The sequence below is a fragment of the Candidatus Vallotiella adelgis genome, assembly GCF_020541305.1.
Classification (GTDB): Bacteria; Pseudomonadota; Gammaproteobacteria; order Burkholderiales; family Burkholderiaceae; genus Mycetohabitans; species Mycetohabitans adelgis.
The window spans coordinates 808,680-828,318 of sequence record NZ_CP047396.1 but is presented as its reverse complement, the minus strand read 5'-3'; the positions used below and the strand labels follow the sequence as shown (position 1 = coordinate 828,318).

The window sequence follows — 19,639 nt, the reverse complement described above, 5'->3', positions numbered from 1 at the left end:
ACGTTTTCAGCTCTTTATATCTTGTACTGTTCTCTTAAGAAAGCAAACTTTCGTGATTGCTTACTCTAGCCTCGGCTCTATATAACCTGATCCTGCTGTATTCGCTAGAGAATCGGCTAAAATCTTGGATGGAAAAATTGCAATAAGATTTTTTAAAATGAACAGCTAATCATGCGATGTTGCAATCAATCACATATGGCGAAGGAGCAGTATGTATCTTAATGAAAGTGAGGTTGAGCTGGTTCGGCATCCTCAGGCATTTCGGCATGCACAATCTCGCCCAGTGGGTCAGCATACAGTGGCACGGAACAATCGTCGCAGTACTCTGGTTCAAATCGTACCGGGTGACGTCGAATATCGGTAACACCGATATTCTTGAACAGCTCGATAATATCGTCCAGCATGTTACAGCTTGGATCTTTATCGGGTAGAACCTCATCATTTGAGCCAGAATTACTATTCTCGCGGCCATATAACGGCCACACCACGCCGTGGATTACATTATTACTGCCGCGTCTGGTGAAGGCAATTCGATATTCATCTACACGTCGTTCGCCGAAACTAGCAATAACCGCACGCAGTTCATCCGGTTTTGCACCGAGCGTATCGTCCAGATACTTAATAGCAGTACGCAGGGTATGTGGGCGGATTTGCTGGTCCGCATCTCGGCAGGCTGAGTAATATGCGTCTGGCAGCAGGCAGTCAAATTCACAGCCGGGCAGCACGCCTGACAGATTCGCGCCACCCTGTACCCGCCATTGTTCTAGGCACTGTTCACGCTCGATACGAGCGCCGCTATTATCTTCCTCCTGCCATCGAAACAGCGGATCGCCAGCCGGAACAACGACTACAGATAGAATAAAACGAGGATCAGCAAGGATCGGCGACGTTTCATTTTTATCACTTATATTCATTTTAATTGCAACACCAATTAGTGCTGCCTGGCTAAGTTGCTGCGCGAGCCGGAATGTCTCGATATGATTGCTTGGTAACTGGTCAATACTGTAAAGATATGGCGCTAACGCGACGTTGGCCCGCGTCGCGAAGATGTGTGCTTGTAACTGTGCGCGCAGCGCATCAGCGACATCGTTTTTCAGTGGTCCAGACGGGATCATGTAACGCGTCCATGTCAGCACTGGTGCAGCAATCAGCAGTACATCATAAGGTTGACCATTGTGCTCGATATGGAGCGATTCGCTATGGGTTTCGGCTATATCAGCGAGGGCGATGTAAGCGCCTGCATGTTTTTGCTGCAAATGATCTAAAGCTGCATCCAGCGCTGTCTGGTTTCCATTGCGAATTACTTTATCGATTAGTGCATCAAGCTTTCCTTCCCAGAAGCGGTCTTCCATGTGGCTTCCGGACGCAAAAAGCGCAAGCGACAGACCGACTAGCTTGTCGGCGTCGGGTGGGAGACGTTTAGCGATACGCGAGTGCATAGTGTGCCAGTTGAGATACTCAAATTTATATTTTAGTCCGGATTAGAGCTGATAGTACATTGTCCGTTATTGAATATGCTTACGTCATATACGTATCTCAGGACCAATACTTATCCCGGATAAGTATCTTAATTAATTGTTTCTGGCTAGTTTATGCAGTTTGTATTGGCAAGCGGGATACAGGTAGATATATGTTGGCAGTATAGTATATTCAACTACTGTACATGCGGTTTGTATAACATTTGAAAAAATTAGAGTTCACTATCCTGACAAACAATAAAGTATTCGCTGAGTGCGCGCATATACTGGTTGAGATGCTTGATACGCTGTGAGATAGTTTTTCTACTAAGTTGTTAGTGTATTGACCAAGCCACTCGCTGTTAGGCTATATGTAAAGTACTAGAGATCTATATTTCATAATAGTAGTTAGCTAAAGTTAAGGTTGATACAATCTAATAAGTCATCACAGTTAATCGGTGGCTATACGTAGAGAGGTGTAATACTAACACAGTGAGTTATCACACTACAGCTAAGCGAAGCTATGTTGCGGATGGATACATCTGTCGTACGGCTTTAGACGGTCATCACTTAAAACGCTAGAAGCTAGAAAATCTTAGCGCTTCTAAAATGTACCTTAAAAGTTAGATTAAAATCTAACTTTTAAGGTGTGATGACGTAGGGTTTTCTATGGGCGTCACCAATACAGTGGATTCGATGCCACGTCTCTGGCAGGGTATATTTTGTGTTATGCTGTTAGCAGTTGGCGAAGCACAAACGGTAAGATTCCACCGTGCTTGTAGTAATCAACTTCGATCGGCGTGTCGATGCGTAGCAGAACTGGCACTTTTTTCATCCCGCTCTTGCTAAAAACAACGAGCATAACTTCCTGTTGTGGCCTAAAATCGTTTGTTAAGCCCTCAATATCGTAGGTTTCCTCGCCGGTTATGCCGATCGACTGCACGCTATCCTTATTTTGGAACTGTAGCGGTAGAACACCCATGCCTACTAAGTTTGAGCGGTGAATGCGTTCGAAGCTGCGCGCTATGACCGCTTTTACGCCGAGCAAGTACGTGCCCTTGGCCGCCCAATCACGCGATGATCCGGTGCCGTACTCTTCGCCGGCAAATATAATAGTCGGCGTGTCCTCAGAGATATATCGCATTGCGGCATCATAGATCGACATCTGTTCACTGCTTGGTTGGTGAATAGTCCAGCCGCCTTCCACTCGCGAGCCATCTGGCTGAGCCGGAATAATCAAATTTTTAATGCGCACGTTTGCAAATGTACCGCGCATCATAACATCGTGATTACCACGCCGTGAACCGTAACTGTTGAAGTCGGATTTCTGTATACCATTTTTTTTCAACCAGCGGCCAGCCGGAGACTCTTCTTTGATTGAGCCGGCCGGGCTGATGTGGTCGGTCGTTACCGAGTTGCCGAAGATGCCAAGTGCTCTAGCGTTTTTAACTGGAGTGATAGATTGAGCTGGTTGCATTGAGAAGGGTTCGGCGAAAAACGACGGCTCGGCGATGTAAGTTGATTTTGGCCAGTGATATACCTGACCCGCAGCACCTTTGATTTGACTCCACAGATCACTTTTCTTATTTAATTGCGAGTAATTCTTCTTAAACTTTTCTGTATCTAAGGCGTGTGTGAGTAGTTGATTGATTTCATTGCTGGATGGCCAAATATCACCTAGGTAGATGTCGAGACCGTCTTTTCCCTTACCAACCGGTTCCGTCATCAGGTCGCGTGTAATTGTGCCGGCGATCGCATATGCAACTACTAACGGCGGAGAGGCAAGAAAGTTTGCACGGATATTTGGGTGGATCCGTGCCTCGAAGTTTCGATTACCTGATAGCACCGCGACGGCAACTACGTCATGCTTAGTAATGGCATCGTTGAGCGACAAAGTTAGATCACCGGCATTGCCGATACACGTTGTACAACCGTATGCCGCGACGGTAAAGCCTAATTTTTCTAAGTATGGTAACAGTCCAGTAGCACTTAAATACTCTGTAACGATCCGCGATCCTGGTGCAAGCGATGTTTTAATATGTGGAGCTACCGTGAGACCTGCGTTAACAGCTGCTTTCGCCAGCAGGCCAGCTGCAATTAACACGCTTGGATTTGATGTATTCGTGCACGAGGTGATTGCTGCGATTAGCACATCACCGTTTTTTAATTTAATACTATCGGTAGTTGTGTATACCTTGTCTAGTTCACCAGTTTTTTTTGCGAAGCCATCTTGAGCGACTGGTAGCGAGAACAGATTACCGAACGTATTTTTCACGTTTCCAATTTCAATCCTATCCTGCGGGCGCCTTGGACCGGCAAGCGAGGGTACAAACATGCTTAGATCAAGCGTTAATGTTTTCGTATAGTCAATCTGGCCAGTGCATGGGATGCCATATAAATCCTGAGCTTTAAAGTAGTTTTCGAGCGCGGTAGTTTCTTTCTCCGTACGGCCCGTGCCTTTAAAGTAATCGATTGTCTTATCATCAACCGGGAAAAATCCCATCGTCGCCCCATACTCTGGCGCCATATTGCTGATCGTAGCGCGGTCCGGCGGTGTTAGCGATGCAACGCCTTTGCCAAAGAATTCGACAAATTTACCGACTACTTTTTCCTTGCGCAGTATTTCGGTAATTGTTAAAACCATATCTGTGGCAGTTACGCCTTCTCGAAGCTGACCCTTCAGCTCAACGCCAACTACATCAGGTGTTAGGAAATACACCGGTTGTCCTAGCATTCCCGCTTCAGCTTCGATACCACCTACACCCCATCCTACCACGCCAATGCCGTTGATCATGGTTGTATGACTATCTGTACCCACCAGTGTGTCAGGATAGTAAATTATGTCACCGACCATACTTTTTTTGTGTATGCCACGCGCTAGATATTCTAGATTTACCTGGTGCACGATACCTACGCCTGGTGGCACGACCTTAAAAGTATCAAATGCTTGCATTCCCCATTTCATGAACTGGTAGCGCTCCTGATTGCGCTTGAACTCTAGATTCATATTTAGTTCTAGCGCATCTTTTTGCCGGAAGTAGTCAATTTGCACGGAGTGGTCTATAACCAGATCGACAGGCACTAGTGGTTCGATGCATTTTGGATTTTTACCGGCGCGGTGCGCAGCGCTACGCATAGCCGCAATGTCAGCTAGTAGTGGTATGCCGGTGAAATCTTGCAATATGATGCGCGATACCATAAACGGAATTTCGTCGGTGCGCGCAGCGTTAGGTTGCCACTTTGCTAACTGCTGGACGTGCTCTTGGCTGATCTTTTGATCATCATAATTACGTAGTACAGATTCAAGTACGAGACGAATTGAGACGGGCAGACGGTTGATCTGAATACCGAGAGCCTTACCGAGCTTCGGCAACGAGTAGTACTTACCCTTACCTGATCCACTGTCAAATTCTTTAAGCGTGTTATAAAGATTATGGGCCATATGTTTCCTTTTTGATTGATACGCTTCGGTTCACTGACATTATGTAGCAATCGATATACTTATTAATGAACATCGCCTCGGGGTGGTCTAGTTTTAGTAATGAATTAACGATAGTGTTACGATACTTATCGGTGAAACAACACTAAGATGCGCGTGAAACTTTGTAATCAGAAACGGAATACCATCGATACAGAGATTCCTAATTGAGTATTTAACTACTGTTCTCGGAAAATTTCATACCGTCGTCTTATTCGATAATAAGAGCGTTAACAATTGAGCATTGATCAAGCCAAACGACTAAAATCAACGATAGCGCTACCGCGCATGAGATGTAGTCGCCCAGACTAGCTGCATATACATGATTACTACCTCGGCGAGCGTTTTAACATAAAAAGCTAGAGTAGTGTAGCCCACTCACTTAACCAATAACATATCGCTTAGATCACTATATTAAACAAATTCTCGACTTTAGGCGCTTAACAAATTAAGCCTAAATGTCGCAATGAGGATATCCACCACCCTCAAGAAAGGATGCATCCTCTGGCTAGGAAAATGCCGAAAGATTAGCTAGCAGTGTCTGAGATAGCGCTACAGTTGTCTGACGGATTACCCATGCTGTAGCGTGCTACTAATCCTATTCAGTCTAGTCCATAGACTATTCCACCGATATTCAATGCTACATACACTAGCATTCAATGCTATATACACTAGATGCAGCACAAATAGAGTCCGAAATCCGCGCGTCGAGCAGCACGCTCACATTAAGAATAATGTGAGCTAAGTGGCTTTATATGGGTTAGGTAGAACAGCGTTTGAATTAGTGAGCTGATAAATGGCACGCTGACTGTTAGTCAGCTGCAAATACGATAAACTGCATATAGCTAATGATGTTAGTTGGCGCTGTATCCGGCTCGAGATCCATACAATGGAGATCAGAATCCGGCCTAGATTCTATTAACTTCCTTGCTTAACAATGTTTGTTATCCGCTCATTTTTTGTCGTTACTCAGGAAACCTGCTATTTTCTGCGCAGCTCTACTATTGCGTTGTGCCTGCTGATATTGGAATCGGACAGAATTTTCACACCAGCTATGGCGGACGCATATGTTGGCAGTGATAAAAACACATCGATGGCAGCAGAAAGTATTAACATTTTTCATCTATACAACAAACTGAATATCAGTTAAGAGTTGATATCTGGTATTGGCTATTTTTTTCTATGCACAACGGTATTAAATTCCTAGCTATATTACTACTTTCGGTGAAAAACATATAATATTGCCGACTTTTACTGAAAAGTGTTATTTACTATAAAGCTTATACGATATCTCGATCTCGAGCTTAGACTAGCGCTAGGTTGGTGTATTATCTTAATAGATGTCTTGAGGTATGTGTCAAGGTATACATTATTAGGTGCGAGGTATATGCTAGTTTAGCTGAGCAAGTGCTCTATGCCGGCACGCTCCTCGAGCAGTTCACTAAGCGAGGCATCCATCTTTGCACGTGAGAAGGCATCGATCTCTAAATGCTCGACGCGCTTGTACTCGCCGTTTTCGATAATTACCGGCACACCATAGATGACGCCTTCCGGGATAGAGTACGAGCCATCGGCCGGTATACCCATAGTAACCCACTTTCCGTCAGTACCAACTATCCAGTCTCGCATATGATCAATTACTGCATTGGCAGCGGATGCAGCCGATGAGAGCCCACGAGCCTCGATAATCGCCACGCCCCGTTTACAAATCGTTGGAATAAATACGTTGCGGTTCCATGCATCATTTATCAATTGAGTTATCGGTTGACCAGAAGCGGTTGCAAAGCGGAAATCTGGATACATTGTCGGCGAGTGGTTACCCCATACCACAAGTCTTTCAATCGAGGAAACCGACTTTCCAACCTTAGCAGCCAGTTGTGACAGCGCGCGGTTATGATCTAGGCGTAGCATCGCAGTGAAGTTTTTCTTCGGCAAGTCCGGTGCTGATTTCATTGCAATATAGGCATTAGTGTTAGCTGGGTTGCCTACTACTAACACTTTTACATTTCGATTAGCGACTTCGTTAAGGACGCGGCCTTGCACCGAGAAAATCTCGGCGTTAGTCAACAGCAAGTCTTTACGCTCGATGTTTTTAGATCGAGGACGGGCGCCGACTAGTAACGCAACATCGGCATCTCTAAAGGCAATTTTCAGATCATCTGTGACAATGATATTTGATAGCAGCGGGAAAGCACAGTCCTCAAGCTCCATCATTATGCCCCTGATAGCGGCTTTTGCTTGCGGCAAATCAAGCAGATTTAGAATGATCGATTGATTCTTACCAAATAGTTCGCCATTAGCAATACGAAACAGCAATGAGTAATTAATTTGGCCTGCGGCGCCGGTAACAGCAACGCGTTTGACGGGCTTATCCATTAATCAACCTCCAAAACAAGATATTAAACGCAACAAAGAACGCATTCTAATCCCGCTGTATAGTTTTTCAGCGTGTTTGAGCAAACGTTCATCAAGCGTTGGTATAGCGCAGTTTTATTCACAACCACATACGGTCAGACCTACCTGCATCTTGTGGAGCTCGAGCGCGCGGGGTTAAGCGAGGCATGATGACACTATCTCGCTCATTGAATATTGAATAGCCTGCTTAAGGTGCAGCATGCTGGAGGAAAAATGGAATAAAGTCAATTCTATAGTACGTTTTCAGTATGTTTGATATATAAGATATATAAATATAGCAAAAAAGATGAGTAGTATCGTAATCATAATAATAAATCCACATTATGAATACGATGCTGCAAGCTTCAGTATCACAATGCATGGCCCTGAAGCGAGGTTCGTCTGTACCGTTGATTCGCTCAACCCGCCTTATCAACAGATTAATCAGCTGATGTCGGTCGCATGGAAGCTGGGTAAAGTTATCCTCAATTAAGATAGGAGTTAGCCGCACGCTACAAGATAAGCTAGGCAAACCGCGCGAAAGACGATTGATAAGTTGGTTGCCAATACCAACTGTACGCTGTAAAGGTGTGTTCGTAGTAATTCGCATGAGGATTAGATGCAGTGCCGCAGGAATCCATTAGGCCATTGGAGAGAGGATGCGGCGCTTGCGCGAACCAGCGGAAAGTACATTCGGAAGATCTATTCGACGTCCACTTGACAACGCCTAGCTATTAGCTGGGCGTTGCATCTGGTTATTCGATCATGAGTTGTCATTTGTCATATACATACTACAATCAGTCGGGCTGAAGTACGTCAAGATTGGTATAGATGATTAAGATGTTACTACCCAAACAATTGCATCCTACAGAAAAGAAATCAATGTCACCGACACACGCAGTATCTTAGCCTAGACCATACCTACTTTTGCATATGTAGTAAGGCAATATTGCGACTCTGATGCCAAAACGAACATTGCACAATATTGTTGCAATACATCATAAAAAGAAAAGGCGTTAAAATTACAGATTATGTCTCAATTTAGGGTATATCAATGGCTGAAGCTGTAAAGAAACCAAAACCGGAGTATCGGAATGTTAATATTAGCCAAATACTGAAATATCGGCTTCCGCTCGCGGGCCGTGTGTCCATCCTGCATCGCATGAGCGGCGCACTGCTGTTTATTCTGCTGCCTTTCTCGCTATACCTGCTTGAGAATAGCCTAACTTCGGAGCTTAGCTTCGCGTCTCTCAAAGCCTTCTTTGCTTGCCCCTTACTTAAACTTATCGTGCTTATGTTGTCATGGGCATACATATTTCACTTCTGCGCTGGATTGCGCTACTTACTACTGGATGCGCAGTATGCAGTCACGAAGCAGGGCAGCAAAAAAACGTCTATCGTCGTAGTGCTGGCGTCGTCGGTACTTATGATCGCCGTTGCACTTAAACTGTTTGGAGTCTTTTAAATGGAGAAGAATCACGGAATTGGTCCGAGGCGCTTAGTTGTTGGCGCTCACTATGGGCTACGAGACTGGATTGCGCAGCGTGCGACCGCGGCAGTCATGGCAATCTACACTGTGATCTTGCTGGGTTGGTTTTTCTCAGCAGGTAATTTCTCATATGATGGTTGGGCAGCAATCTTTTCGATCCAATGGATGAGGCTTGCGACATTTGTCACGCTACTTTCATTTGTCTATCACGCTTGGGTCGGTATGCGCGACATCTGGATGGATTACGTGAAGCCGGTCAGCGTGCGGCTCGCATTACAAGTGCTGACGATTGTTTGGCTCATCGCATGTAGTGGCTATGCGGCACAGATCCTTTGGAGAGTTTAAAAGCATGATTGCAATTAAGAATTTACTACCATCGCGTAAGTTTGACGTGGTGATCGTCGGCGCAGGTGGCTCTGGAATGCGGGCATCGTTGCAACTAGCGAAGGCCGGTCTGTCGGTCGCTGTGCTTTCTAAGGTGTTTCCAACTCGCTCGCATACAGTGGCTGCTCAAGGTGGTATCGGCGCATCGCTCGGAAATATGAGCGAAGATAACTGGCATTATCATTTTTATGACACGATCAAGGGCTCAGACTGGCTCGGTGATCAGGATGCAATTGAGTTTATGTGCCGCGAGGCAACGAGAACTGTTTATGAGCTTGAACACTTTGGTATGCCATTCGACCGTAATGCAAATGGCACAATTTATCAGCGCCCATTCGGGGGGCATACTGCACACTATGGCGAAAAGCCAGTGCAGCGCGCTTGCGCAGCCGCGGATCGTACCGGTCATGCGCTGCTGCATACACTATACCAGAAGAATGTGGAAGCCAGAACGCATTTCTTTGTTGAATGGATGGCGCTAGATCTAATCCGAAATACCGAGGGTGATGTGCTCGGTGTCACTGCACTCGAGATGGAAACCGGTGACGTCTATATTCTTCAGGGTAAGTGCACACTGTTTGCAACCGGCGGGGCTGGACGCATCTTTCATGCATCAACGAACGCATTCATTAATACTGGCGACGGTCTCGGGATGGCCGCGCGCGCTAACATCGCGCTGCAAGATATGGAATTTTGGCAGTTTCATCCAACTGGTGTTGCAGGAGCTGGTGTACTAATCACTGAGGGGGTACGCGGCGAAGGTGGTATCCTACGTAATGCGCATAGTGAGCGTTTCATGGAGCGTTATGCACCGACGCTGAAGGATCTGGCACCTCGCGACTTCGTATCTCGCTCAATGGACCAAGAAATTAAAGAAGGTCGCGGGTGTGGCCCAAACAAAGACCACTTGCTTCTAGACTTATCGCACATCGGAGCGGAAACAATTATGAAGCGTCTGCCGTCGATTCGCGAAATCGCACTAAAGTTTGCGAGCGTCGATGCAGTTAAGGAACCAATTCCGGTTGTGCCGACAATCCACTATCAGATGGGAGGAATTCCAACAAATATCTATGGTCAAGTCATCGGCACACCAAGGGCTCAAGAAGAGCCGGTCAACGGCTTCTATGCAGTCGGCGAATGCTCGTGCGTATCAGTTCACGGCGCGAACCGGCTTGGCACAAACTCGTTACTGGATCTGCTGGTATTCGGCCGTTCAGCCGGCGATCATATTATTAAGAGGGTGAGGGATGTCAAGCATCATAAGCCACTGCCGGTCGACTCAGTTGAGTTTACGTTATCGCGGCTCGCTAGGCTAGATGCATCTATATCAGGCGAGCATACACAGGCGGTGGCAGCAGAAATCCGAAAGACAATGCAGGCGCATGCGGGCGTGTTCCGCACTTCTAAGCTGCTTGCCGAAGGTGTCGAAAAGATTAACAAAGTATGTTCACGTGCTGACAACGTATATCTTCAAGACAAGTCACGCGTGTTTAATACCGCGCGAGTCGAAGCGCTCGAGTTAGCTAATCTGACTGAAGTTGCCCGCGCTACGATGGTTTCAGCTGAAGCGCGCAAGGAAAGTCGCGGCGCGCATGCGCAGAGCGACTACAAGTGCCGAGACGATATAAACTGGCTATGCCATACGATGTGGTTTAGCGAAGGTGATCGTCTAGACTATAAGCCAGTGCATATGAAGCCGCTAACCGTCGACCCGATTTTTCCAAAGCTGCGAACCTTCTAAGCAGTTTTCGAAAAGTCTAAGGAAATAAATATGGCAAAACGTATTTTTGAAATTTACCGCTACGATCCAGACAAAGATCCTAAGCCGCGCATGCAAACGTATGAGATCGAGCTAGATGCAAGCGACCGGATGCTGCTTGACGCGCTCATCAAACTTAAGTCAATCGACGAGACAATTTCGTTCCGCCGTTCATGTCGTGAAGGTGTGTGCGGCTCGGATGCAATGAACATAAATGGAAAAAACGGGCTAGCATGTCTAGAGAATCTCAATAAGCTTCCACATACGATCATACTGCGTCCGTTGCCGGGGCTGCCAGTCGTGCGCGATTTGATTTGTGATTTCACGCAGTTCTTTAACCAGTATCATTCAATCAAGCCGTATTTAATTAACGATAATCCGCCGCCAGAGAAAGAGAGGTTGCAATCGCCCAAGGAACGTGATGAACTGGACGGTTTATACGAGTGCATTCTTTGCGCAACTTGTTCGACTGCATGTCCCAGCTTTTGGTGGAACCCGGATAAATTCGTTGGTCCGGCAGGCCTGTTGCAGGCATATCGATTTATCGCCGATAGTCGAGATCAGGCAACTAGCAATCGCTTAGATAACTTAGAAGACCCGTATCGTTTATTCCGTTGTCACACGATTATGAACTGCGTCGACGTGTGTCCTAAGGGGCTTAATCCGACGAAAGCGATCGGAAAGATTAAGGAACTGATGGTGCGGCGGGCAATTTGAGGCTAACGTGTCATCATCCTATCAGTCCGACGACTATATACGACGCGCGAGGATTCGCTGGCGCGCGCGTCGAGGCATTCTGGAAAACGATTTAATTTTTGAGCGTTTCTTCAGGCGATATGAACATATACTTAGCGCCGCGGACGTTAGCGCGCTCACGCAACTACTAGAGCTGTCCGATAGCGAGTTAATGGATCTCTTGCTTTCGCGCAGCGAACTTAATGCGCCATTCGCGACACCTGATGTGGTGCGCATACTTAGTTGGCTACGCGCAGTGTGATTCGTGCGTTATATCGCAAATTATTTCCCGTATCACGATTGAGGACATGCTATGACCCCATCAGACGTTAAAGCCACGCTATCGTTCAGCGATCACTCGCCGAGTGTCGAACTTCCGATCTACAAAGGCACGATGGGTCCGGATGCTATAGATATTCGAAAATTGCACGGTCAAACCGGTAAATTTACATATGATCCAGCATTTATGTCTACCGCATCATGTAACTCCGCAATCACTTATATTGATGGTGATAAAGGCGAGTTGCTATACCGAGGCTACCCAATTGACGATCTAGCTCAAAACGCCGATTTTCTCGAGACTTGTTATGCACTGCTAAAGGGTGATTTACCTAACCAAAAACAGAACAAAGAATTTGCCGATACCGTATCGAAGCATACAATGGTTCATGAGCAGATACAGTTTTTTTTCCGAGGGTTTCGTCGCGACGCACATCCAATGGCGATTCTAACGGCAGCTGTAGGCGCACTAGCGGCATTTTACCACGATTCGCTAAACATTAATGATCCGCGTCATCGGGACGTATCAGCGATTCGAATGATTGCAAAGCTGCCGACGCTCGTCGCTATGGCCTATAAGTACAGCATTGGCCAGCCGTTTGTTTATCCGTGTAACGACTTATCGTATAGCGCGAACTTTATGCGCATGATGTTCGCGAATCCGTGCGAGGAGTATACGGTCAGCGATGTTCTGGTGCGCGCTCTAGATCGCATTCTAATTTTGCACGCGGATCACGAACAAAACGCATCGACGTCGACTGTACGACTAGCCGGCTCGTCTGGTGCTAATCCTTTCGCATGTATCGCTGCAGGTATCGCATGCCTGTGGGGGCCGGCTCATGGCGGCGCCAACGAGGCGGCTCTAAACATGCTGGAAGAAATTGGCTCGCCAGATAAAATTCCAGAATTCATTAAGCAGGTCAAAGACAAAAACTCCGGTGTCAAGCTGATGGGTTTTGGTCACCGTGTATATAAACATTATGATCCGCGTGCGAAATTGATGCGTGAGACGTGTTACGAGGTGCTCAATGAGCTGGGCTTGCATGACGATCCGCTATTCAAGTTGGCAATGGAACTGGAGAAAATTGCGCTTGAAGATGAGTATTTTGTCTCACGTAAACTATATCCGAATGTGGACTTTTATTCCGGCATCGTACAACGATCGCTCGGCATTCCAACATCGATGTTTACCTGCATTTTCGCGATGGCTCGCACCGTAGGTTGGATCGCTCAGTGGAGTGAAATGATTTCGGAGCCGGAGCAAAAGATAGGTCGTCCACGTCAGTTGTTTATCGGCTATACACCGCGCGAGGCTAAGTCGATCGACCGGCGCTAAGAGAATACACTTATGTTCAGTGGCTCGAGATTAGTAGCCTATTGGGATAGGTTATCTCTGATTAAATTAGCCATCAAGGTCGACGGGTAAGAGGTACTAGACAGGCGTCTTTAGTTCGTTTTTTTATTCCAGGATTACTGGAACCTCTGGCTAAGCTGCCGCATTTAGCCATCTCCAATACAGTAATGACTGATAGCAATTGAACGCTGTAGTTCTGCTTGTATTCTGTCTCAGAAATATGAGATTTATGCTTAGTTATATCTAAGATCTAAGAAAAAAGCTTGTAATAAGAAAATGTGTTATACGGCAGATCTGTACGCAAGGTGATAAGTATATTATCCCGCTGTGATGGGATATCGTTGTTCAACGTGCATCAATAAAGCCGAAGGCATTTATCTCAGTATTGAGAATATCTAATCAGCCTATTGATTAATAAGGTTTCTACAACAATGGGTGGCGAATAAGCCCGTGCTGCTGGCATAATTAGTACGTGAGCTAACGCGATACTAACCTATGCTATCTCTTCCATATTACATTCCAGAACTCACCCGAGACTAAACGACATGCCTCAGACTTTGTATGACAAACTGTGGGATTCGCACGTCGTCCATACTGAGGAAGACGGCACTACTATAATCTATATTGATCGGCATCTCTTGCATGAAGTTACTTCGCCTCAGGCATTCGAAGGCCTGAGGCTCGCGCAGCGACCCGTGTGGCGTATTAGTGCAAATCTGGCAGTGTCAGACCACAACGTGCCAACTACCGACCGAAGCCATGGTATTGCCGATCCCGTTTCTAAACTGCAAGTTGATACGTTAGACGCCAACTGTGATGCTTATAACATCATGCAATTCAAAATGAACGACCAGCGGCAAGGTATTGTTCACATCATTGGTCCGGAGCAAGGCGCAACGCTGCCCGGTATGACAATCGTATGCGGTGATTCCCACACGTCGACGCACGGCGCATTTGGCGCGCTCGCACATGGAATCGGAACATCCGAGGTTGAACATGTGCTCGCGACTCAAACTTTGCTGCAGAAAAAAAGCAAGAATATGCTTATCAAGGTCGATGGCATTTTACCGAGTGGATGCACGGCTAAAGACATTGCGCTTGCGATTATCGGGCGCATCGGTACGGCAGGCGGTACTGGCTACGCTATTGAATTTTCCGGATCGACGATCTGTGCGCTGTCCATGGAAGGTCGCATGACCCTGTGTAATATGGCCATTGAAGCTGGGGCGCGCGCCGGAATGGTGGCGGTCGATAATATAACGATCGACTATCTGCACGAACGGCCTTTCTCACCGAGAGGTGCCGAATTTGAGCGGGCTGCACAATATTGGCGAACTTTCCGCTCTGATAAAGATGCGCACTTTGACCGCGTTATCGAGCTAAAATCTGTACAGCTTATGCCCCAAGTAACGTGGGGCACATCACCAGAAATGGTTACTTCAATTAACTCACGCGTGCCAGACCCGGAGTGCGAGAAAGATCCAGTGAAGCATGATTCAATAGAGCGCGCTCTCCAGTATATGGCGCTAGAGCCTAATCAGGCTATAGAGGCAATCAAGCTCGATAAGATCTTCATCGGATCTTGCACGAATGCGCGCATCGAAGATCTTCGCGCAGCCGCGCATGTAGTACGCAAGCTCGGACGGCGTATTGCACCTAGCATCCGGCAGGCACTAGTTGTTCCGGGATCTGGACTCGTGAAAGCGCAGGCTGAACAAGAGGGACTAGATAAAGTATTCGAGAACGCTGGTTTTGAATGGCGCGAGCCAGGTTGCTCGATGTGTCTAGCAATGAACGCAGATCGGCTCGAGCCAGGCGAACGTTGCGCGTCGACGTCAAATCGCAATTTTGAGGGACGTCAAGGCAATGGTGGTCGGACTCACCTTGTTAGCCCGGCAATGGCAGCCGCAGCAGCTATCGAAGGGCATTTCGTAGATGTGCGTAAACTAGCTTAACGCGATATATAGAGTGTAAAAATACAGTATATATTTTGATTACGTAAATTAGGACGCCTACAGTGATTTTATAGTTGCTAGATACGATACCTTGTCAAGTTTGGAGTAAAAGCGCGTAAGTCTAGTGCGACGATTAAGGGAGGAAATAGAGTAACGCCGGTTGTGTTGCAAGGTCACACTATCAACTTATATAGCTCGAAAAAGCAGGCTTGAGACCTGATTCAGGACTCGATCACGTAAGAGGGAAGTCATGGAAAAATTTGTTGTTCACACCGGTATTGTTGTACCTCTCGATCGAGAGAATGTCGATACTGATGCTATTATTCCAAAGCAGTTCCTGAAGTCTATTAAGCGTACAGGATTCGGTCCAAATTTATTTGATGAGTGGCGCTATTTAGACCATGGGGAGCCGGGCCAGAATTGTTCAAAGCGGCCGCTGAACCCAGATTTTGTACTGAATCAGCCGCCTTACCAAGACGCCTCGATTTTACTTGCACGCCAAAACTTTGGCTGCGGAAGTTCACGTGAACATGCACCCTGGGCATTACAGCAGTACGGATTTAGGGCTATTATTGCCCCTTGCTTTGCGGATATCTTCTTTAACAATTGCCTAAAAAACGGCTTGCTGCCAATCGTGTTGTGTAGCTCTGATATACAGCAACTATTCTATGAAACAGCTGCATTCAAAGGTTTCCAGCTGACGATTAATCTAGAGCAGCAACAAGTGCGCACTTTAGACGGCACTAATATATTCGAGTTCGATATCGCCCCTTTTCGTAAGTACTGTCTTCTGAATGGGTTCGATGATATTAGTCTTACTCTGCGTTATTCTGACCGGATTCGTCAGTTTGAGATAAATCGGCTAGCTCGTCAGCCCTGGCTAGTTAATCAACCTGTCAGTTAGATGATAGGTGTTGCTATAACACGTCTTATTTTTTAGCCCAATATTCTTAAAATATAACATATGAAAGTTGCCGTATTACCGGGCGATGGGATTGGCCCGGAAATCGTTACCGAGGCGGTAAAAATATTAAATGCTCTTGAGGAGCGCTTTGAGATAGAGCAGGCACCGATCGGTGGGGCCGGCTACGAGGTCGGCGGGCATCCATTACCGGACGCTACGTTAGCACTGGCCAGCCATGCAGATGCGATTCTATTTGGTGCAGTCGGTGATTGGAAATACGATAGGCTTGAGCGTGAGCTACGTCCAGAGCAGGCAATCCTTGGTTTGCGTAAACACTTGCGGTTATTCGCAAACTTAAGGCCGGTAATCTGCTATTCGGAGCTGACCGGCGCATCTTCACTGAAGTCAGAGATTGTATCTGGACTTGACATCCTTATTGTTCGTGAGCTGAGCGGTGATATCTACTTCGGACAGCCACGCGGCCTGCGCGATGCACCGGACGGCCCGTTTTATGGCAGTCGCGAGGGTTTCGATACAATGCGCTATGCAGAGCCAGAGGTACGACGTATTGCGCACGTAGCCTTTCAGTCCGCGCAAAAGCGCGCTAAGCGGTTGACCTCGATTGACAAAGCTAACGTGTTGGAAACATCGCAACTGTGGAGGGACGTCATAACTAGCGTGGCATGCGAGTACCCAGATGTCGAACTATCGCATCTGTATGTCGATAACGCAGCAATGCAACTAGTAAAAGCGCCTAAGACATTCGATGTAATTGTCACGGGCAATATGTTTGGCGATATTTTATCTGACGAAGCGGCTATGCTGACCGGATCGATCGGAATGTTGCCCTCTGCGTCGCTTGATGCGAATAACAAAGGCTTGTATGAGCCGTCACATGGTTCGGCGCCTGATATTGCGGGCAAAGGTATAGCCAATCCGCTCGCAACGATCCTGTCAGTTGCAATGATGTTACGCTACTCACTGGGGCGAGCTGAACAAGCGAATCGAGTCGAAGATGCAGTAAAGAGCATACTTGCACAAGGCTATCGTACAATGGATATTGCTACACCGAATTGCAAAAAAGTCGGTACGCAAGAAATGGGCGATGCGGTTATTGCGGCGTTAGCATCCTAATTACCTACCTAGACGATTTATCTAAGATCGTATAAATCGCTACCTCACTTAGGTTTCCAAGCTAGTTTGCCATTATTACACTATAATTTCGTATACACTCAATAATATGACTATACCGTCCTGCCTAATAAATGTAGATCTGCAATCATAAGTGACAATCAAAGCGCACGTTGATAAACGTATATTGCATACCTATAGGTGCAACAATTATTCGCACTTAAACACAAAAAAATTTTTTTTGTGTTTTTTCATGTTCGAATTATTACCTCACGCGTCTACACCGTAGAAAAACAGCAAAACATTGATTTTAAGGGTAAGTCATGAACGTAGGTTTCGTGGGTTGGCGCGGCATGGTTGGCAGTGTCTTAATGCAGCGCATGCAACAGGAGCGCGATTTTGACCTGATAGAACCAGTTTTTTTTAGTACCAGCAATGTGGGTAGTGCGGCACCAGCATTTGCGAACGCGAGGCTTAAAGATGCATTTAATATCGATGATCTAAAACGCTGCGACGCGATTGTTACGTGCCAAGGAAGTCGTTACACAAACGACGTTTATCCAAATCTCCGTGCAGCTAGATGGAAAGGCTACTGGATCGATGCGGCATCTACACTTCGGATGAAAGACGACGCAGTAATTATCCTAGACCCAGTAAATCTTAACGTGATTCGTAATTCGCTATTACATGGCGGCCGCGCATTTATCGGCGGGAATTGTTCCGTGAGCTTAATGCTGATGGCGCTAGGTGGATTATTTCAGCACAATCTGGTTGACTGGATAACCGCGATGACATATCAGGCCGCTTCTGGGGCTGGCGCGCAAAACATGCGTGAGCTTTTATCGCAGATGGGAACGCTTCATGGGGCAGTTGAGCTGCAACTCTCCGATCCTGCATCATCTATCTTAGATATCGATCGCCGTGTATCATCAGTAATGAACAGTCAGGAAATGCCAACGCAGCATTTCGGCACGCCGCTAGCTGGGTCTCTAATTCCATGGATAGATAAAGATCTAGGAAATGGCATATCAAAAGAAGAATGGAAGGGTAGTGCGGAGACAAACAAAATTCTCGGTGGCCCACCTGCCGGTGAGCCAGGATCGATCTCAGTTGATGGATTGTGCGTGCGAATTGGTGCAATGCGTTGCCACTCACAAGCAATGATGATCAAGTTAACGAAAAATGTACCCCTTAACGAGATTCATCACATTCTAAAGACAGAGACTAATTGGGTTAAGGTTGTACCAAACGAACGTGCCGAATCAATACGCGAGCTATCACCGGCTAACGTGACTGGCACGCTATCGATACCAGTTGGCCGCTTGCGCAAACCAGCGATGGGCGGGGAATATTTATTAGCATTTACTGTCGGTGACCAATTACTGTGGGGTGCTGCCGAACCACTACGTAGAATGTTGAGAATTTTGCTTGAATATTAATCGCTAGGGATTACGCCGCAAACCCGTTGCAGATTATATCCGAACAGAAAAATCTAGATAAAAATAGAAATCAGTGGGTGGAAAAACTTCACAGTATCTTGAGTTAGAAAAACATAATGTGATGTAAGACGCTTAACGAGTATGCGAATCTATCGAATTCGGTTGGCCTCGTTTTAGTATCAGTAGAAGTTGCTAATAACACAAGATACAGTCTTTCCCATCCAGCTAATCGAGTTCATTACGTTATATCAGGCCCAATGATTAAGTAATTTCTCACAGAATAAGCGCCGTTATTTGAGGAAAATTCTGAAGCATTGATGCAGCAAAACTTGAATCCTCGAAAATCAGTAGGGAGATTTAGGCGATAAACGTCACGGAAACAATGACTTTTCGTATATGTGCTAAGCAGCGCTGTAGCTATAAAAAATCATGCGTTGCACACTTGTGTGCCGGCGGTGGCTATCAACGCTGGTTCCCGATAAGTAGATGTCTTTTTTAATTTGTCAGTGCGACTATATGCGCTACTTGCCGCCTCGACATCTGTCGAGGCGGCAAGTACAACCAATTACCCACATAAAGAGATTAGCGAATGCTACGGATAGCACCTCGCTGTCTCGCTTTCCTTACAATACCAACCATATTACATCTATCTAACAGCGGTAGCTATGCTATCGATTAAGCCTCACTAGTCGTCAGTACGCTGATACGGATAGCTCTTATACTAAAGAATAATACTTCATCAGACACCTATTGATATGAGAAAATAAGGGAGTGAGAACAAGACGAAAATCACTCTATATACCCGAATTCCTGCTATACTCAGCGGCCGCGTTAACATCGTTGTCGCTTTTTCCAAGAGTATTAATGCTCTATAATACGGC

At 46.4% G+C, this 19,639-nt stretch carries 14 protein-coding genes; 11 read left to right on the top strand and 3 right to left on the bottom strand.

Annotated features, from left to right (window positions below; translation table 11 throughout):
* Positions 1-218: 218 nt before the first annotated feature.
* From GJV44_RS03025 to GJV44_RS03015, 3 genes are all read right to left on the bottom strand, one after another.
* Positions 219-1,439, bottom strand: a complete 1,221-nt coding sequence (locus GJV44_RS03025) for a DUF2863 family protein (protein WP_226806290.1) — start codon at positions 1,437-1,439, stop codon at positions 219-221.
* Positions 1,440-2,184: 745 nt separating this feature from the next.
* Entirely contained in the window at positions 2,185-4,899 is a 2,715-nt protein-coding gene (acnA, locus tag GJV44_RS03020; RefSeq protein WP_226806289.1) for an aconitate hydratase AcnA, read from the bottom strand.
* 1,431 nt (positions 4,900-6,330) lie between these two features.
* Positions 6,331-7,311, bottom strand: a complete 981-nt coding sequence (locus GJV44_RS03015; RefSeq protein ID WP_226806288.1) for a malate dehydrogenase — start codon at positions 7,309-7,311, stop codon at positions 6,331-6,333.
* 325 nt (positions 7,312-7,636) lie between these two features.
* Between GJV44_RS03015 and GJV44_RS03010 the strand changes: the two genes are divergently transcribed.
* The 11 genes from GJV44_RS03010 (at position 7,637) to asd (ending at position 18,758) form a co-directional block, all read left to right on the top strand.
* Positions 7,637-7,822, top strand: coding sequence for a hypothetical protein (locus GJV44_RS03010; RefSeq protein ID WP_226806287.1), 186 nt, complete (start codon positions 7,637-7,639; stop codon positions 7,820-7,822).
* A gap of 561 nt (positions 7,823-8,383) precedes the next feature.
* Positions 8,384-8,794 (top strand): succinate dehydrogenase, cytochrome b556 subunit, encoded by a 411-nt coding sequence (sdhC, locus tag GJV44_RS03005; RefSeq protein WP_226806286.1) that lies wholly within the window; start codon positions 8,384-8,386, stop codon positions 8,792-8,794.
* Complete coding sequence (gene sdhD / locus GJV44_RS03000) at positions 8,795-9,163, top strand: succinate dehydrogenase, hydrophobic membrane anchor protein (RefSeq protein ID WP_226806285.1); 369 nt, start codon at positions 8,795-8,797, stop codon at positions 9,161-9,163.
* A gap of 4 nt (positions 9,164-9,167) precedes the next feature.
* Positions 9,168-10,943 carry a succinate dehydrogenase flavoprotein subunit gene (sdhA, locus tag GJV44_RS02995; protein WP_226806284.1) on the top strand — a complete coding sequence of 592 codons (1,776 nt, stop codon included), beginning with the start codon at positions 9,168-9,170 and terminating at the stop codon, positions 10,941-10,943.
* 30 nt (positions 10,944-10,973) lie between these two features.
* Complete coding sequence (locus GJV44_RS02990; RefSeq protein WP_226806283.1) at positions 10,974-11,678, top strand: succinate dehydrogenase iron-sulfur subunit; 705 nt, start codon at positions 10,974-10,976, stop codon at positions 11,676-11,678.
* A gap of 7 nt (positions 11,679-11,685) precedes the next feature.
* Positions 11,686-11,958 carry an FAD assembly factor SdhE gene (locus GJV44_RS02985; RefSeq protein WP_226806282.1) on the top strand — a complete coding sequence of 91 codons (273 nt, stop codon included), beginning with the start codon at positions 11,686-11,688 and terminating at the stop codon, positions 11,956-11,958.
* 51 nt (positions 11,959-12,009) lie between these two features.
* Positions 12,010-13,311, top strand: a complete 1,302-nt coding sequence (gene gltA, locus GJV44_RS02980) for a citrate synthase (protein WP_226806281.1) — start codon at positions 12,010-12,012, stop codon at positions 13,309-13,311.
* Positions 13,312-13,874: 563 nt separating this feature from the next.
* Positions 13,875-15,284 carry a 3-isopropylmalate dehydratase large subunit gene (gene leuC, locus GJV44_RS02975; protein WP_226806280.1) on the top strand — a complete coding sequence of 470 codons (1,410 nt, stop codon included), beginning with the start codon at positions 13,875-13,877 and terminating at the stop codon, positions 15,282-15,284.
* Between the two features lie 250 nt (positions 15,285-15,534).
* Entirely contained in the window at positions 15,535-16,188 is a 654-nt protein-coding gene (gene leuD / locus GJV44_RS02970) for a 3-isopropylmalate dehydratase small subunit (RefSeq protein ID WP_226806279.1), read from the top strand.
* A 60-nt stretch (positions 16,189-16,248) separates the two neighbouring features.
* Positions 16,249-17,322, top strand: a complete 1,074-nt coding sequence (gene leuB, locus GJV44_RS02965; RefSeq protein ID WP_226806278.1) for a 3-isopropylmalate dehydrogenase — start codon at positions 16,249-16,251, stop codon at positions 17,320-17,322.
* Positions 17,323-17,642: 320 nt separating this feature from the next.
* Positions 17,643-18,758 (top strand): aspartate-semialdehyde dehydrogenase, encoded by a 1,116-nt coding sequence (gene asd, locus GJV44_RS02960; protein WP_226806277.1) that lies wholly within the window; start codon positions 17,643-17,645, stop codon positions 18,756-18,758.
* The last annotated feature ends 881 nt before the right edge of the window (positions 18,759-19,639 follow it).

Excerpts from the sequence above, each read along its gene's own strand:
- GJV44_RS03025 (WP_226806290.1), bottom strand. The coding sequence starts at position 1,439 with ATGCACTCGCGTATCGCTAAACGTCTCCCACCCGACGCCGACAAGCTA.
- acnA (WP_226806289.1), bottom strand. The coding sequence starts at position 4,899 with ATGGCCCATAATCTTTATAACACGCTTAAAGAATTTGACAGTGGATCA.
- GJV44_RS03015 (WP_226806288.1), bottom strand. The coding sequence starts at position 7,311 with ATGGATAAGCCCGTCAAACGCGTTGCTGTTACCGGCGCCGCAGGCCAA.
- GJV44_RS03010 (WP_226806287.1), top strand. The coding sequence starts at position 7,637 with ATGAGTAGTATCGTAATCATAATAATAAATCCACATTATGAATACGAT.
- sdhC (WP_226806286.1), top strand. The coding sequence starts at position 8,384 with ATGGCTGAAGCTGTAAAGAAACCAAAACCGGAGTATCGGAATGTTAAT.
- sdhD (WP_226806285.1), top strand. The coding sequence starts at position 8,795 with ATGGAGAAGAATCACGGAATTGGTCCGAGGCGCTTAGTTGTTGGCGCT.
- sdhA (WP_226806284.1), top strand. The coding sequence starts at position 9,168 with ATGATTGCAATTAAGAATTTACTACCATCGCGTAAGTTTGACGTGGTG.
- GJV44_RS02990 (WP_226806283.1), top strand. The coding sequence starts at position 10,974 with ATGGCAAAACGTATTTTTGAAATTTACCGCTACGATCCAGACAAAGAT.
- gltA (WP_226806281.1), top strand. The coding sequence starts at position 12,010 with ATGACCCCATCAGACGTTAAAGCCACGCTATCGTTCAGCGATCACTCG.
- leuC (WP_226806280.1), top strand. The coding sequence starts at position 13,875 with ATGCCTCAGACTTTGTATGACAAACTGTGGGATTCGCACGTCGTCCAT.
- leuD (WP_226806279.1), top strand. The coding sequence starts at position 15,535 with ATGGAAAAATTTGTTGTTCACACCGGTATTGTTGTACCTCTCGATCGA.
- leuB (WP_226806278.1), top strand. The coding sequence starts at position 16,249 with ATGAAAGTTGCCGTATTACCGGGCGATGGGATTGGCCCGGAAATCGTT.
- asd (WP_226806277.1), top strand. The coding sequence starts at position 17,643 with ATGAACGTAGGTTTCGTGGGTTGGCGCGGCATGGTTGGCAGTGTCTTA.